Origin of the sequence: Marvinbryantia formatexigens DSM 14469 (assembly GCF_025148285.1) — a bacterium.
Taxonomy (GTDB): Bacteria; Bacillota; Clostridia; order Lachnospirales; family Lachnospiraceae; genus Marvinbryantia; species Marvinbryantia formatexigens.
Genome location: NZ_CP102268.1, coordinates 2614120 through 2630025 on the forward strand (window position 1 = coordinate 2614120; position 15906 = coordinate 2630025).

The window sequence follows — 15906 nt, forward strand, 5'->3', positions numbered from 1 at the left end:
GAGCAGGAGGTGTTTCTTTATGAAGCTTTATGTAGATGTAAATGCAAAATGTGATGGAAACGGAACCGCCGGGATGCCGTTCCGCCGCATCAATGATGCCGCGAGGGTTGCGCAGCCGGGGGATGAGGTGCTGGTTGCGCCCGGCGTTTACCGCGAGTATGTCAACCCGGTTCATGGAGGAACGGAGGACGCGCGGATTACCTACCGCAGTACGGAGCCGCTTGGCGCAGTCATCACCGGCGCCGAGCAGGTGCAGAGCTGGGAAAAATATGAGGGCAATGTCTGGGTATGCCGCATCAGCAACAGCATTTTCGGCGGATACAATCCATATACGACCTTTGTATACGGCGACTGGTATTTTGCGAAGGCGGACAAACATACCGGCTGCGTATATCTGAACGACAGGGCGCTGTATGAGACGGAGAACCTTGAGGACTGCATAAAAGGCGAAGTCTATGAGTGCAGCTGGGTGCCGGAGGAATCGGTATATAAATGGTACACGCAGCAGGATGAAGAGAAGGACGAGACGATTATATACGCGAACTTCCAGGGCAGAAATCCGAATGAGGAAAATGTGGAGATTAATGTCAGACGGGAATGCTTCATGCCGGCGGAAACAGGCGTTGGGTACATAACCGTCAGCGGGTTTAACATTAACAAGGCGGCGACGACCTGGGCTCCTCCCGCCGCATTCCAGGACGGCATGATCGGTCCGCACTGGAGCCGGGGCTGGATTATCGAGGACTGCGATATTTCAAACAGCAAATGCGCCGGCATTTCCCTGGGAAAATATCTGGACCCCGATAACGAGCACTATTTTACCAACAAATATGTCAAGAGCCCGACGCAGATGGAGCGCGACGCCGTATGCCGCGGACAGTATCACGGCTGGCTGAAGGAGAACATTGGCGGTCACATTATCCGCCGCAACAATATCCATCACTGCGAGCAGGGCGGCATTATCGGCCGTATGGGCGGCGTGTTCAGCGTCATTGAGGATAACCATATTCATCACATCAATAACATGATGGAGCAGGGCGGCGCGGAGATCGCCGGCATTAAAATGCACGCGGCGATTGACGTGATTATGCGCCGCAATCATATTCATCACTGCACAATGGGCATCTGGTGCGACTGGGAGGCGCAGGGAACGCGCATCACGCAGAACCTCCTCCACGATAACCAGCGTCCGGAGTTCGCTAAAATTCTGAAGGGCGGCATGATGTCACAGGATATTTTTGTGGAGGTCGGTCACGGTCCGACACTGATCGACAACAATATTCTGCTCTCGGAGGTCAGCCTGCGCATGGCGACAGAGGGCGTTGCTATGGTGCATAATCTGATCTGCGGCGCGCTTACCTGCGTCGGCGACGGAACAGGCCCGCGCTATACGCCGTATCATATTCCGCACCGCACGGAGGTCATGGGCTTTATGACCATCCTTCACGGGGACGATCGGTTCTACAACAATATTTTCGTGCAGAAATGGCCGTCCGGGGATGTTATCATTCCGCACGACAGCGACGATGGAGCGGATGTGGAAAACCGCGCGGCGGGCACCTGGATGTTTGACGAATATCCGACCTACGCGGAATGGATTTCGCAGTTTGACTTCAGCAGACCGGCGGATATGAAAAAGCTGGAGCCCGCCCATGCGGGACATCTTCCGGTATGGACGGAAGGAAACGTATATCTGCGCGGCGCCAGGGCCTGCAAAAATGAGGTCGACGGTCTGGTGGCGGCAGAGGGAGGAGAGGATATCCGGGTAGAGCTGGTGGAAAAGGACGGCGCATATTATCTGGATACCAATCTGTACGATTTCCTGGAGGGCTTTACCGACAGGATGATTAACACGGAGGTGCTCGGACAGGCATTTGAGCCGGAGCAGAAATTTGAAAATCCGGACGGAACGCCGATTCAGTTCGACGCCGATTATTTTGGCACGCACCGGGGAATCCGTGTGATTCCGGGACCGTTTGCGGACGCGGAGGACGCGAAAAAGGGTTACTGTTCACTTTGTTCACAGTAACATTCGAACAATTTTTATAAAAAAAGAACCACGAAAAATAAAAACGTGGTTCTTTTTTTGCGCGCCGGGGAGAAAGAAAAGTGCGGCAGAAAAAACTGGAAAAAGCAGAGAAATCATCGGATATTTTAAGAGTACATCGAAAAGGGGAAATAATGTCGGGCGTATTGACTAATTCTGCGGAAGTAATTTCCTTTTTTAAAGACATTAACAACAAAAATAGCAATAAAACTAAAAAACAGAGCAACAATCGGATTGCGCAGGGGAAAAGAAAAAGTTATACTGAAGTCACCAAACAACGACGGGATGCCGGCGCCGGAGGGGCGGCGGTTTCCGCAGGCAGAAAGTCTGTCGGCCGGGAAAGGACAGACGAATTTTCAGAATGGAGGAAATTAAAATGAAAAAGAAATTAATCAGCATGTTACTGGCTTCTGCAATGGTGGCAGGCATGACAGCAGGTGTGGCTGCAGAGGACGCTGCGGCTGACTACAGCGGCGTAACGCTTACCTTCTGGTCTATGTGGAACTCCACAGAGCCGCAGGGACAGATCATCCAGGAGGCGGCGGACGCTTTCTCAGAGCAGACCGGAGCAACCATCAACATCGAGTGGAAGGGCCGCGATATCAATACGCTGATTCAGTCTTCTCTGGAGGCAGGCGAAAACATCGATATCTTTGAGGATGACTATTCCAGAATCTCAAAAATCTACAAGGATTACTGCTACGACCTCACAGAAATGGCAGAGGCGGCAGGCTATGCAGACCAGAGCTTTGCATGCTTCAACGAAGTGGCAACCGAGTGGGCGGGCTTCCTTCCGTGTATCACAGAGCAGCCTCAGGTTGGCGGCATTTTCTACAACAAGGACATCTTTGATGCATGCGGAATCACCGAGGTTCCGGCTACATGGGAAGATTTCCTTGCAGCATGCCAGACAATGGTAGATAACGGTTATCAGCCGCTGGCACTTGACAGTACATATGCAGACTTCACCTTCGCTTATCACCTTGACAGATATCTGGGTGAGGCTGGCGTTTCCGACCTGGCAGTAAACGGCGGATGGTCCGATAACGAAAGTGCTGTTAAGGCGGCACAGGATATTATTGATTTTATAAATGCAGGATATCTTGCAGACGGCGCTCCGGATGAATATCCGTCCAGCCAGAACAAGATTGGTCTGACAGGTCAGGTTGCAATGGTTGTATGCGCAAACTATGTATGCGCAGAGGTAAACAACAATACTGGTTCCGAGATTAACTGGGGCATGTTCAACTATCCGTCCGTAGAAGGCGGCGCAGACCCGTCCAACGCATATGCAGGCGCAAACTCTCTGGCAATCACTTCCTACAGTGAGAACCCGCAGGCGGCATTTGACTTCCTGATGTTCCTCACCAGCGGCGAGTATGACCAGAAGATGGCGGATACAGCAAGCCAGATTCCGGCAGATCCGAGCAACACAGCTCCGGCTATCATGGATGGAACCATTGAAGCGCTCAACGCAACAGAGAATCCGCTGTCCTGGAATATGGGTCTGAACGACAACTCCGACCTCAAGGCAGCTATCAAGGATGTTATCATCCAGCTTTACGAGGGCAAATTCGCAACAGGTGAAGAGTTCACCGCAGCGGTAGACGCTCTGTACTAAGAGGTATCACAGCCGGGGCATCTGTCCCCGGTATCCTGAAAAATAAAGAAATGATGCTGCGCTCTACGCATCATCCAAACGTAAAAAAGGCGGCGCTGACGTGGTGCCGCCTCTTTTTACCATCGCGCGGCGGATTGGAAGGGATTGCAGCAGGGCAGCCTGGCTGAACTGCTGTATATCCGAAGAAAGGCGGAATGGGAAGTTATGAAAAAAAATAAGACTATGATAGTCTGCTTTATCCTGCCCTGTGTGATTGCGCTGGTAGGTATGTTCTTATATCCGGTGGTACGTACCGTGATAATGAGCTTCTTCAGCGTGGGCAGTGTAACGGCGGACGTCTCGGAGTGGACTTTTAACGGCTTTGGTAACTATTTAAGAATTTTCAACAGCGCGACATGGCGTATCTCCATGTGGAACATGATACGTATCTGGTTTGTCGGCGGTATTCTGACACTGGCGCTTGCCCTGTTGTTTGCAGTAATCCTCACCGGAGAAATCCGTTTTAAGAAGTTTTTCCGGGCGGCCATCTATATGCCGAACGTTATCAGCGCCGTAGCGCTGGCGACGATGTGGATTCAGTACATCTACAACCAGGATTACGGTATGCTCAATCAGATGCTGCGCATGGTCGGACTGGACGGTGTGAAATGGCTTGGCACCGATATGAAATTCTGGGCGATGCTGTTTGCTTTCGTGTTTGGTGCGGTCGGTTATTACATGCTTATCTTCATCAGCGGTATCGAGCGTATCCCGCAGGATATCTACGAGGCGGCGACGATTGACGGAGCCAATAAGATACAGCAGTTTGGAAAAATCACGATGCCTCTGTTAAAAGGAATCACCAAGACGAACATCACCTTCTGGAGCATCAACACGGCGACCTTCTTTATGTGGTCGAAGATGTTCTCGCCGGTAGATACGGAAGCATCCACGATTGCTCCGGTCGTATATCTGTATGACCTCGTATTCGGCGGCAAGGGCGTTACAGAGCGCGACGCGGGCGCGGGCGCCGCTGTCGGTGTGGTTCTGGCACTTATCATCATTGCAGTTTATTTTGCTGTCAATAAGCTGATTAAAGATGACGATCTGGAGTTCTAGGAGGGCGGATGAGATGATGAAAAAAGAAAAGAAAGTGAAAATAAAAAATCCGGTAAACTGGAAAAAAGAGCTTTCCCTGCTGCCCGGTTATCTGATTGTCATAATCTGGATCCTGTTTACGGCGGCATTCCTGTTCTGGATTCTGGCGGCGAGCCTTTCCACCTCGCGGGAAATCTTTTCGGGAAATGTGTTTAAGTTTGAGAGCGGTCTTCATTTTGAAAATTATGCCAATGCATGGAAGGCGCAGAATGTATCGGTATTCTTTGGAAATTCCCTGCTGTATTCGGTGTCTGCCTGCGTGGGCGTGCTTCTGATTTCCGCACCGGCGGCTTATGTGCTTTCAAGATTTGGCTTTAAGGGGAACAAGTCGATAAGAACCGGTCTGATTATTGCGATGAGCGTTCCGGAAATCATGATTATCATGCCGATTTATTCCCTGGCAACGCAGTGGAGCTTAAAGGGCAGACTGCTTCTGATCGTTCTGTATATCTTTTTGAAGGTGCCGTACACCACGACCTATCTGCTGAACTTTTTCGCGACGCTTTCAAAATCGTATGAGGAAGCGGCGGCGATCGACGGCTGCCCGCCGGCGAAAACCTTCCGGGTGATTATGCTCCCGCTGATACAGCCGGCGATTATCACGGTAACGATTTTTAACTTCCTCGGCGTATGGAACGAATTCTTTATCGCCCTCATTTTTGCAAGCAGCTCGGACATGACGCCGGTTGGTGTAGGTCTTCTGCAGATTGTAAACTCCATGAAGTATACGGGCGATTACGGCGGATTGTTTGCGGCAGTTATTATTGTATTCCTGCCCACCTTCCTGCTTTACATCTTTATGTCCGAAAAGATTATTTCCGGTGTTACCGGCGGCGGTGTGAAGGGTTAATTTCTGCGGCAGCATGGGGGCTGCTTTTGCCCCCGCTTTCTGTCACTATATATGCAAAAACAGGAGGAATCACGACATGGAACAGAATAAGGGAAGAGTAACCATTCCGACAGATATTGATGTAATTGCGGATACACTGGAGCTGTCCCGCCGCTGGGGCGCCGACGCGGTACGCGACTGCGACGGAACGGATTTTCCGGTCGAGCTGAAGGACGCCGGAATGAAGGTGTATTCCACTTATTATACCACGAGAAAGGATAATGCATGGGCAAAGGCAAATCCCGATGAAATCCAGCAGATGTATGTGATGACGCCCTTTTATACGGCGGCGGACACCACGCTGCGCATTCGTCTGATGAAGGGGCTGTACCCCGATATGCTGACCCCGAATGTGCGCGACGATATCAGACGCTGGTGGGAGGTAATCGACCGGACGACCGGGGAGGTCGTGCCGGTATCGGACTGGAGCTATGAGGAGGAAGCCGGGGAAGTGGTCATAAACAGCGTACCCTTCCATGATTACACGGTGAGCTTTCTTGCCTATATTCTGTGGGACCCGGTACATATGTACAATGCGGTGGTGAATGACTGGAAGGATGTCGAGCATCAGATGACCTTTGATGTCAGACAGCCGAAGACCCACGACTATACGATGAAGCGGCTGAGAAAGTTTATCGAGGAGCATCCATATGTCAATGTGCTCCGTTTTACCACCTTTTTCCACCAGTTTACGCTGATGTTTGATGAGCTGGCGCGGGAAAAATATGTGGAGTGGTACGGCTATTCCGCATCGGTAAGCCCTTATATCCTGGAGCAGTTTGAAAAGGAAGCTGGCTATCCGTTCCGCCCGGAATATATTATTGACCAGGGCTACTATAACAACCAGTACCGGATTCCGACAAAGCAGTACCGGGATTTCCAGGCGTTCCAGCGCCGCGAGGTAGCGAAGATTGCGAAGGAAATGGTGGACATCTGCCATGAGTACGGCAAGGAAGCCATGATGTTCCTGGGCGACCACTGGATTGGCATGGAGCCGTTTATGGACGAGTTTAAAACCGTCGGGCTGGATGCCGTGGTGGGAAGCGTGGGAAATGGCGCGACCCTGCGCCTTATCAGCGATATTGAGGGAGTGAAGTACACGGAGGGCAGACTTCTGCCGTATTTCTTCCCGGATACCTTCCATGAGGGCGGCGACCCGGTGAAGGAAGCGAAATTCAACTGGGTGACAGCGCGGCGCGCGATTTTAAGAAAGCCGATTGACCGCATCGGCTACGGCGGATATCTGAAGCTGGCGGTGCAATTCCCGGATTTTGTGGATTATGTGGAATCGGTGTGCGCGGAGTTCCGCGAGCTGTATGAAAATATCAAAGGTACGACGCCCTATTGTGTGAAGCGGGTGGCTGTGCTGAACTGCTGGGGAAAGATGCGGGCATGGGGCACTCACATGGTGCACCACGCGATCTACTTCAAACAGAATTATTCCTATGAGGGCATCATCGAAGCGCTTTCCGGTGCGCCCTTTGACGTGAAGTTTATCAGCTTTGATGATATTCTGGAAAACAAGGATATTTTAAAAGATATCGACGTAATTATCAATGTGGGCGATGCCGACACGGCGCAGAGCGGCGGCGAATGGTGGTGCAATCCGGAGATTTCCTCCGCCATCAAGGAGTTTGTTTACCGCGGCGGCGGCTTTATCGGTGTCGGAGAACCGACCGCGCATCAGGCGAACGGTCACTTCTTCCAGCTTGCCAACGTGCTGGGCGTGGAAGAGGAGCGCGACTTTACGCTGGGATACGATAAGTATAACTGGGAAAATCATGACCACTTTATCACGGAGGACGTGAAGGGCGAGATTGATTTCGGCGAGCCCGGAAAGTTTATTTATGCGCTGGAGGATGCGAAGGTGCTGGTATCCAGAGAGCAGAGGGTATATCTGGCGGTGAATGAATTCGGCGAAGGCCGCAGCGTTTATATCAGCGGGCTTCCCTACAGCTTTGAGAACAGCAGGCTTTTGTACCGGGCGATTCTCTGGAGCACGGGGGACGAGGAGAACATCCACAAATGGTTTTCTTCAAATTATAATGTTGAAGTACACGCATACATCAAAAATAAAAAATACTGCGTGGTGAACAATACTTACGAACCGCAGACGACCACGGTATACCGGGGAGACGGAAGCTCCTTTGGGCTGGAGCTGGAAGCAAACCAGATTGTGTGGTACGAGCTTTAATGTGCGAAGGCGCGGGGGACAGGGATGAAACAGAAAAAGCCGAATATTTTATTTATCATGACGGACCAGCTCCGGGGAGACTGCCTTGGCATTGCGGGGCACCCGGACGTAAAGACGCCCTATCTTGACACGCTGGCGGCGAAGGGAGTTTTATTTTCCAATGCCTACAGCGCCTGCCCAAGCTGTATTCCGGCGCGGGCGGCGCTGCACACCGGAATGCTGCCGGAACACCACCGGCGCGTGGGCTACCAGGACGGAATCGCCTGGCGCTATGAGCATACGCTGGCGGGCGAGCTTTCCAGAGCAGGCTATTATACGCAGTGCGTCGGAAAAATGCATGTGCATCCGCTGCGCAATTATCTGGGTTTTCACAATGTGGAGCTGCACGACGGTTATCTTCATTACGCGCGCTATGGGTCCGTTCCTTACCGGGAATCCCAGCACGTCGCGGACGATTATTATTACTGGCTGAAGGAGCAGAAGGGAATCAGCGCGGACCCGATGGAGAGCGGGCTGGACTGCAATAGCTGGGTGGCGCGCCCGTTCCCCTACGAAGAGAAGTATCATCCCACAAACTGGGTGACGGACCGGAGTATTGATTTCCTGCGCCGGAGAGATCCGGACCAGCCGTTTTTTCTGATGGCGTCCTACCTGCGTCCGCACCCGCCCTTTGACGCGCCGGCGTATTATTTCGATTTATACAAGGATAAAAAGCTGACGCCGCCTTATGTGGGGGACTGGGAGGATACAAAACTCCTGAAAGAGCGCGGACGGATTTTTGATTCCCTAACGGGACCGGAGGATGAAGAGCTGATACGGCAGGCGCAGATTGGCTACTATGCCTGCATCACCCATCTGGACCACCAGATTGGGCGGCTGCTTATGGCGCTGACGGAGCATGAGCTGCAGAACGATACGATGATTTTCTTTACCGCCGACCACGGCGAGGAGCTCTGCGACCACCATCATTTCCGGAAGTCGCTGCCCTACCAGGGCAGCATCCACATCCCGCTGATTATTTCGGGAAATCCGGAGCTGACGGGCTTTGCGCCCCATTCTGTCTGCGATGAGGTGACAGAGCTGTGCGACATCATGCCGACGCTTCTGGACATCGCGGGCGCGGACATTCCGGACCGTGTGGATGGAAAAAGCCTGCTGGCGTTTGCAGATGGGGAAGGCAGGGAATATCTGCACGGCGAGCATTCCTATGGCGAGCTGTCGAATCACTATATCGTGACGAAGAAGGACAAGTTCTGCTGGTTCAGCACTTCGGGCACAGAGCATTATTTCGTTCTGGAGGAGGACCCCCACGAGCTGCACGACCGGATAGAGGACCCGGCGTGCCGGGAGCGAATCGCATATCTGCGAAACTGCCTCATCCGGGAACTCACCGGACGTCCGGAGGGATTTACCGATGGAACTTCTCTGATCGCGGGACGGGAATATCCGGTGTATCTGGCGGAAAAATAATATAAGAAAAAATAACGTGAGAAAAAGTCATGCTGGCGGAAAATGCAGCATGACTTTTTTAGCTATTAAATTTTTTATAAAAATAGTGCAAAACCACGCGATTTGTTGTATTATTATTGTAACGTTATAAGAATGGAAAAGGGGTAAATATGGCTACAATTCTTGATGTTGCAAAATTGGCAGGAGTATCGCAGGGGACGGTATCAAATGTATTAAACGGGAAAGGGAATGTGAGCAGCGAGAAAATCCGTATTGTTGAAGAGGCTGCACGGACGTTGGGATATACCATTAATGAACAGGCGCGTATGCTCAGAAGAGGAACGGGAAATACCATTGGAATTATTCTTCCTACGGTTGAATCAAGACAATACAGGGAATTCTATAACAGCTTAAAATATTATGCGGAGAGCAGAGGATATTCTGTGGAGCTGTTTATTTCCAATAACAGTCCACAGACGGAAATGGAAATGATTCAAAAAGCCAGATCCGCCAGAGTATGTGGCGTCGCGGCAATCACATGTCTGAGCGGGAAAGATAATCCGTATCAGGATGCCGAATTAAAGAGAGTATGTTTCGTGGAACGGCGTCCTGCTTTCCAGGCGGATTATTATGGATTTGATTACCGGCTGGCGGGCAGTCAGATGGCAAAAAGGGTGCTGAAAAAGGGATACAGGAATGTGGCGGTTATTACGGAAACCGAAAAGTATTCCAATGAGGCTGAGTTTTTAAAAGGCTTCAACAGTGAAATTGATGAAAACTGCGGATGCAGCGTTCTGAAAATAACAACGGATCTGGGGCGGATTTCTCACAGCATCTTGAATCTCTTTGCTGCGGATGAACGGATAGACGCGATCGTTACAACGAATATTGGTCTGGCAGAGAGCATAAGACAGATTGCCCAATCGCTTTTTGGCAGTAAAAAAATGGATATCCATACACTCTCACCGGTGATTTCTCTGCCGGAAAAGGATTTTATAAAATATGAATTAAATTACAGTCTTCTGGGAAAAAAGGTTGCGTCGCGCATTCTGGAACAATCAGAAGGCACGGGGGACAGGGAGGTTATCCTGGATAATGACGGAGAACGGGACTGGAAGCATATCAGCATTACAGCTAAACCGGCGGAATGCCTCAGAGTGCTGGCGCTGGATGGTCCGGAATCCGTAATTGTTCAGGGAATGTCCCAGCTTTATACGGAAAAGACGGGGACAAAAATAAAAGTGGCAGTATATTCGTACGATGAGATTTATGACCAGTTTGTCAGCTCGGAAATATCGGATTTGTATGATGTGTTCCGGATCGATGTCCGGTGGCTGTCCTGGTTCGCGGAGCGTCTGCTGCTGCCTCTGGAACAGATTGACCCGGATATCAGGACATCGCTTTCAGAGTATCTTCCGGCGCTGGAGGACAAATACTGCTATGTGAGGGGAAAAATATACGCGCTGCCCACCTCGCCCAGCGCCCAGCTTTTATTCTACAGAAAAGACCTCTTTGAAAATGCCGCGATTAAAAGACAATACAGAGAGAAATATAAAAAGGAGTTGCAGATACCGGAAACCTTTGAGGAATACAACAGGATTGCCGCTTTTTTTACGGAAGGGGATGGCTTTGGGACAGATGTTCGTTACGGGACGAATCTGACACTGGGAAATACGGGCGTAGCGGCCACGGAGTTTCTTGCCAGATTTTTCGGTCATAAAAAGAATCTGTACAATGAAAACGGAAAAATTGTAATAAACAATGATGTCGGTAAAAAGGCAATGGAAGAGCTTCTGGAACTGCAGAAATATATTCCGGGCAAACCTGCGAAGTGGTGGACAACGGCCGCCAAGGAATTTGCCGGCGGAAACATTGCAATGATGATTAATTTCAGCAACTATGCATCGGAAATTCTTGGGTATCATTCTAAAATTATTGGAAATGTCGGCTTTGGAATGGTACCGGGCGGAAATCCGATCTACGGCGGAGGCTCTCTTGCGGTATCCAAAAACAGCAGGCATCCTGAGGATGCGCTGGCTTTTATCAAATGGATTACCAGAGAGCCGGTTGCATCCGGCATGGCAGCGCTGGGAAATGTGTCTCCGTGCATCAGAACCTATGATAAATACGATATTATGAAAACATTTCCGTGGCTGGAGCTTTCCAAAAAGTGCTTTTTAATGTCGGAAACAAGAAGGCTGCCGGACGAGGACGGACGACCTTTTGACGAAAAGAAATTTATGAATATTGTCGGGAGTGCGGTGAAAAATGTTATGACAGGGCTGCTCGGCACAGATGAAGCGCTGGCAAGAGCACAGAGCATGATTGACGAGGAAATGTGGTAAGAAAAGTGGAGCCGCAATCATGGGCATCCGGATAAGAATGGAGTAAAGAGCAGAGTACGTGGGGAATACACACTCTGCTCTTTTTTGCAAAATTTTACCAACATTTGATATATGCAAATTTATCTCTTGACTTATGAAAACGATTATAACGCTACAATATTTTTGAAGAAGAATGGTGAATGAATAAAAGAAAACGGGTTTGGTATTTGTGAATTCGTATGGAATGTTTTTGCAAAAAAAGTAAAAATGAAGTAAAAATTATGAAAAAGGAGCGTTAAATTAAAGAAAATCGGGAGAAAATGACTAAAATATATATTGACACGTTATAATAAATATGGTATGGTTTAAATGTAAAAGATAAAAATTAATACGTTATAAAAGGAGGAAATGAAGATGAAAAAAATGTTTGTTGCATTATTGACAGGAGCTACGGTAATTTCGATGAGCGCCGCCCTGGTATGTGCAGAAGAGGCAGACAAAAGCGAAACCATTGTTATTTACACGAACAATGATTCGGATGGTCGGGATGAATGGCTGATTAACAGAGCGGCGGAAGAGGGATTTCATGTAGAGGTAGTTGGTCTTGGGGCTTCAGCGATTACAGAGCGTATGATTGCTGAGAAAAATAACCCCCTTTGCGATGTTGTATTCGGTGCAAATAACATTGAATATGAGAAGATGAAGGCAAGTGGTCTCCTTCAGACATGGGAGCCGGATTGGACAGATGGCGTGGATCAGAGTCTGATCGATGCGGAAGGATATTATTATCCGGTTACGACAACCCCGCTGCTTCTGATTGGAAACGCTGATTACGAGGATATGCCGTCTGACTGGACTGATCTTACAGACGACAAATATGCTGGCTTATATCAGTTGCATGGATTAAGCGGCGGCACCGGAAAAACTGTATACGCAAGTATCATCAGCCGCTATCCGGATCCGGATGGAGAACTTGGTATTTCAGATGAAGGATGGGAAATTGCTGCGAAATTTTTGGGAAATGCTCATAATATCGCAGAAGGAGAGGATTCTATAGGAGAAGTAATAGATGGTACATATCCGATGGATGAACATTGGGCTTCCGGAGTTCTGACAGAGCAGAAGGAACGGGATTATAAATTCCAGATTATGGTTCCGGAGATTGGAGTACCGTATGTGGTAGAATCTGTTGCTATTGCGGAGGGTACTACAAAATATGACCTCTGTGTAGAATTCCTCAACTGGCTTGGAAGCGCGGAGATACAGCTGGAATGGTCAAATAATTTCGGAACGATTCCGTGTCAGGAAGAGGCGCTGGCAAATGTTTCGGCAGATATTTCTGAATTAATGTCAATGCTTACACCGCAGAATCTGGATTGGGAATTCATTGCTGAAAATGTGGATGCCTGGGTAGAAAAAGCAGAGTTGGAATTTGTCCAGTAGTCAGCATTTCAAAGTTCGGTCAGATAGGAGTAAATCATGGTAAAGTTTGAAAATATAGAAATCAGATATGGTGACTTTGTGGCAATGAAAAATCTGGACCTGGAAATCAAGGAGGGTGAGTTTTTCACCTTCCTTGGTCCGAGCGGGTGCGGAAAAACAACCTCGCTGCGTGCTCTGGTCGGGTTTCTTGCACCATCTAGGGGCAGAGTGATTGTAAACGGCAGAGATGTGACGAATTTACCGGTAGAAAAAAGAAACATAGGTATGGTATTTCAGAGCTATGCCCTTTTTCCTACAATGACGGTTTATGAAAATATTGCCTTTGGAATGAAAGTGAAGAAAATGACGAAGACGGAAATAGACAGAAAAGTACATGAAATAGCTGCAAAAATTAAAATCACAGACGAGCAGCTGGCGAAAAATGTTGCTGATCTGTCCGGAGGACAGCAGCAGAGAGTAGCTCTTGCAAGAGCAATCGTTCTGGAACCGAAGATTCTATGTCTGGATGAACCATTATCAAACCTGGATGCAAAATTGAGAATAGACATGCGGCTTGAATTGAAGAGGCTTCAGAAAGATTTGGGCATTACCACATTATATGTCACACATGATCAGGAAGAAGCACTTACCCTTTCTGACAGAATTGCTGTTTTTAATAATGGCTATATTGAACAAGTCGGAACACCTTATGAAATATACAATAGATCCAGCAGCGAATTTGTATGTGACTTTATTGGAGATATCAATCGTCTGGGAGAAGATATTCTGAATCTGATTAATAAACAGATTGGGACTTCGTTTGATACGAAGAAAACCGGCTTTGTGAGAATTGAAAGATGTGTGAATGAATATAAGCCGGATCATGCAAAAATAACAGGAATTGTGACAGATACAGAATTTAATGGTATATTGACAAAATATACGTTGTCCTGTATGGGACAGACGGTAAAGTATCTGGAAAAAAATGACGGTTACAAGTACTATAAAGAAGGCGATGAAGTAGATCTGTATATTGGCGCCCAGGATATTATGCAGTTTTAAAGGAGGAAAATTCTATGGGTAAGATAAAAGCAAAATTCCGGGACGGGACAATCAATATTCCGGGGCTGCTCCTGAAGCTTCTTTTGATATGGTTTATTCTCTCCTTTCTGGTTTTTCCGAATGTAAATCTGATTTTGAAGGTATTTATTAAGGACGGTCAATTTTCTTTGGAAGCTATTCCGAAGATTATGAAATCTGCAAGAGCAATAAAAAGTTTAAAAAACAGCTTTTTATTAGCATTTGATTCTATTGTTACCGTAAATATTTCAGGTATTCTGATCGTTCTGTTTACAGAGTATTTTGACATTAAAGGCTCTAAGCTGTTAAGCATGGGATTTATGACCACCTTGATTTATGGAGGGGTGGTTCTCGTCACCGGTTACAAATTTGTTTATGGAGAAACCGGAATTGTTACAAAGGTACTTCTGCAGTTCTTTCCTGATATGGATCCGCAGTGGTTTGTGGGTTTTTGGGCAGTACTGTTTATTATGACATTTTCCGGCACGTCAAATCATATGATGTTTTTGACAAATGCAATCCGGAATCTGGATTACCATACCATTGAGGCAGCAAAAAATATGGGAGCGTCACAGATGTCCATTCTGTTTAAAATAGTGCTTCCTACGCTGAAGCCAACCATATTTGCTATTACGATTCTGACATTTATTGCAGCATTGAGTACGATGTCTGGTCCGTTGATTGTAGGAGGACCCGATTTCCAGACGATTAATCCGATGATTAAAACTTTTGCCGATATGAATGGTTCGCGTGATATTGCAGCACTGCTGGCAATTATTCTGGGTCTGGCTACGTCGATTCTTCTGTTTATTATGCAGAAAATTGAGAAAAAGGGAAATTACATTTCTGTATCAAAGACCAAGGCAAGAATGGTTAAGCAGAAAATTGAAAATCCGGTACTGAATGTTATTGCACACATTGTGGCTTATGTGATGTTTGTCATCTACATGCTTCCGATTATCAATGTCGTTGTATTTTCTTTTACGGATGGGTTGACTATTAAAACGGGGCAACTGAGAGCGGATTCGTTTACTCTGGAAAACTATGCGAAACTATTTCGTTCTTCGACAGCGTACAAACCATATCTGGTCAGTATCGTGTATTCTCTGGCAGCAGCATTGATTGTCGCGGTAATCTGTATTGCAGTTGCAAGAATTGTGACGAAGGCGAAGCATAAATGGGACAAGCTTTATGAACCGCTTATTCTGATCCCGTGGCTTCTTCCTTCGACCATGATTGCACTGGGTCTGATGATGACATATGACGAACCGCGTATCAACGTAATGAATAAGGTCCTGGTTGCTACTACAGTGATTATGCTGATTGCATATATCATTATTAAGATTCCATTTTCTTACCGGATGATCCGTGCAGCGTTCGTCGGTCTCGATGGAAACATGGAAGAAGCTGCCCAGGTTATGGGCGCAAAGCCGTTTTACACAATGCGCAAGGTAATTTTGCCGGTAATCATGCCGGTTGTGCTTTCAGTTATTGTATTGAATTTTAACAGCCTGTTATCGGAGTACGATTTATCTGTATTTCTGTATCATCCATTGTTTAAGCCACTGGGTATTGTGATTAAATCGGCAACGGATGAAACGGCTACGACGGATGCACAGGCAATGGCATTTGTTTATACAGTGATTCTGATGATTATTTCCACCATTGCTCTCTGGCTTGGTAGGTATGACGGAATCAGTACGATAAAAAAATTTTTTGCAAAAAAGAAAAAGAGGTAAGAGA

11 protein-coding genes are annotated in these 15906 nt (G+C 47.9%); all 11 read left to right on the forward strand.

Features of this window, described 5'->3' with window-relative positions:
• Positions 1 to 19: 19 nt before the first annotated feature.
• The 11 genes from NQ534_RS12345 (at position 20) to NQ534_RS12395 (ending at position 15902) form a co-directional block, all read left to right on the forward strand.
• Positions 20 to 2029: a right-handed parallel beta-helix repeat-containing protein gene (locus NQ534_RS12345; protein WP_006860432.1), complete on the forward strand. Its 2010-nt coding sequence runs from the start codon at positions 20 to 22 to the stop codon at positions 2027 to 2029.
• 80 nt (positions 2030 to 2109) lie between these two features.
• Positions 2110 to 2427 carry a hypothetical protein gene (locus NQ534_RS12350; RefSeq protein ID WP_006860431.1) on the forward strand — a complete coding sequence of 106 codons (318 nt, stop codon included), beginning with the start codon at positions 2110 to 2112 and terminating at the stop codon, positions 2425 to 2427.
• Positions 2424 to 3668, forward strand: coding sequence for an ABC transporter substrate-binding protein (locus NQ534_RS12355; RefSeq protein ID WP_040781586.1), 1245 nt, complete (start codon positions 2424 to 2426; stop codon positions 3666 to 3668). The genes NQ534_RS12350 and NQ534_RS12355 overlap by 4 nt, the downstream gene beginning before the upstream one ends.
• Before the next feature lie 204 nt (positions 3669 to 3872).
• Entirely contained in the window at positions 3873 to 4766 is an 894-nt protein-coding gene (locus tag NQ534_RS12360) for a carbohydrate ABC transporter permease (RefSeq protein ID WP_040781807.1), read from the forward strand.
• A 16-nt stretch (positions 4767 to 4782) separates the two neighbouring features.
• Positions 4783 to 5655, forward strand: coding sequence for a carbohydrate ABC transporter permease (locus NQ534_RS12365; RefSeq protein ID WP_040781803.1), 873 nt, complete (start codon positions 4783 to 4785; stop codon positions 5653 to 5655).
• A 76-nt stretch (positions 5656 to 5731) separates the two neighbouring features.
• Positions 5732 to 7888 carry a 1,3-beta-galactosyl-N-acetylhexosamine phosphorylase gene (gnpA, locus tag NQ534_RS12370; protein WP_040781584.1) on the forward strand — a complete coding sequence of 719 codons (2157 nt, stop codon included), beginning with the start codon at positions 5732 to 5734 and terminating at the stop codon, positions 7886 to 7888.
• A gap of 24 nt (positions 7889 to 7912) precedes the next feature.
• Entirely contained in the window at positions 7913 to 9358 is a 1446-nt protein-coding gene (locus NQ534_RS12375) for an arylsulfatase (RefSeq protein ID WP_006860426.1), read from the forward strand.
• Between the two features lie 149 nt (positions 9359 to 9507).
• Entirely contained in the window at positions 9508 to 11682 is a 2175-nt protein-coding gene (locus NQ534_RS12380; RefSeq protein WP_006860425.1) for an extracellular solute-binding protein, read from the forward strand.
• Between the two features lie 393 nt (positions 11683 to 12075).
• Complete coding sequence (locus NQ534_RS12385; RefSeq protein ID WP_242655302.1) at positions 12076 to 13104, forward strand: extracellular solute-binding protein; 1029 nt, start codon at positions 12076 to 12078, stop codon at positions 13102 to 13104.
• Between the two features lie 36 nt (positions 13105 to 13140).
• A complete protein-coding gene (locus tag NQ534_RS12390; protein ID WP_006860423.1) occupies positions 13141 to 14145 on the forward strand; it encodes an ABC transporter ATP-binding protein in 1005 nt (334 codons plus the stop codon).
• Positions 14146 to 14159: 14 nt separating this feature from the next.
• Entirely contained in the window at positions 14160 to 15902 is a 1743-nt protein-coding gene (locus NQ534_RS12395; protein ID WP_006860422.1) for an ABC transporter permease, read from the forward strand.
• Positions 15903 to 15906: the final 4 nt, after the last annotated feature.

Coding starts and splice junctions, on each gene's coding strand:
- NQ534_RS12375 (WP_006860426.1), top strand. CDS start 7,913: ATGAAACAGAAAAAGCCGAATATTTTATTTATCATGACGGACCAGCTC.
- NQ534_RS12390 (WP_006860423.1), top strand. CDS start 13,141: ATGGTAAAGTTTGAAAATATAGAAATCAGATATGGTGACTTTGTGGCA.
- NQ534_RS12365 (WP_040781803.1), top strand. CDS start 4,783: ATGAAAAAAGAAAAGAAAGTGAAAATAAAAAATCCGGTAAACTGGAAA.
- NQ534_RS12360 (WP_040781807.1), top strand. CDS start 3,873: ATGAAAAAAAATAAGACTATGATAGTCTGCTTTATCCTGCCCTGTGTG.
- NQ534_RS12395 (WP_006860422.1), top strand. CDS start 14,160: ATGGGTAAGATAAAAGCAAAATTCCGGGACGGGACAATCAATATTCCG.
- NQ534_RS12345 (WP_006860432.1), top strand. CDS start 20: ATGAAGCTTTATGTAGATGTAAATGCAAAATGTGATGGAAACGGAACC.
- NQ534_RS12385 (WP_242655302.1), top strand. CDS start 12,076: ATGAAAAAAATGTTTGTTGCATTATTGACAGGAGCTACGGTAATTTCG.
- gnpA (WP_040781584.1), top strand. CDS start 5,732: ATGGAACAGAATAAGGGAAGAGTAACCATTCCGACAGATATTGATGTA.
- NQ534_RS12355 (WP_040781586.1), top strand. CDS start 2,424: ATGAAAAAGAAATTAATCAGCATGTTACTGGCTTCTGCAATGGTGGCA.
- NQ534_RS12380 (WP_006860425.1), top strand. CDS start 9,508: ATGGCTACAATTCTTGATGTTGCAAAATTGGCAGGAGTATCGCAGGGG.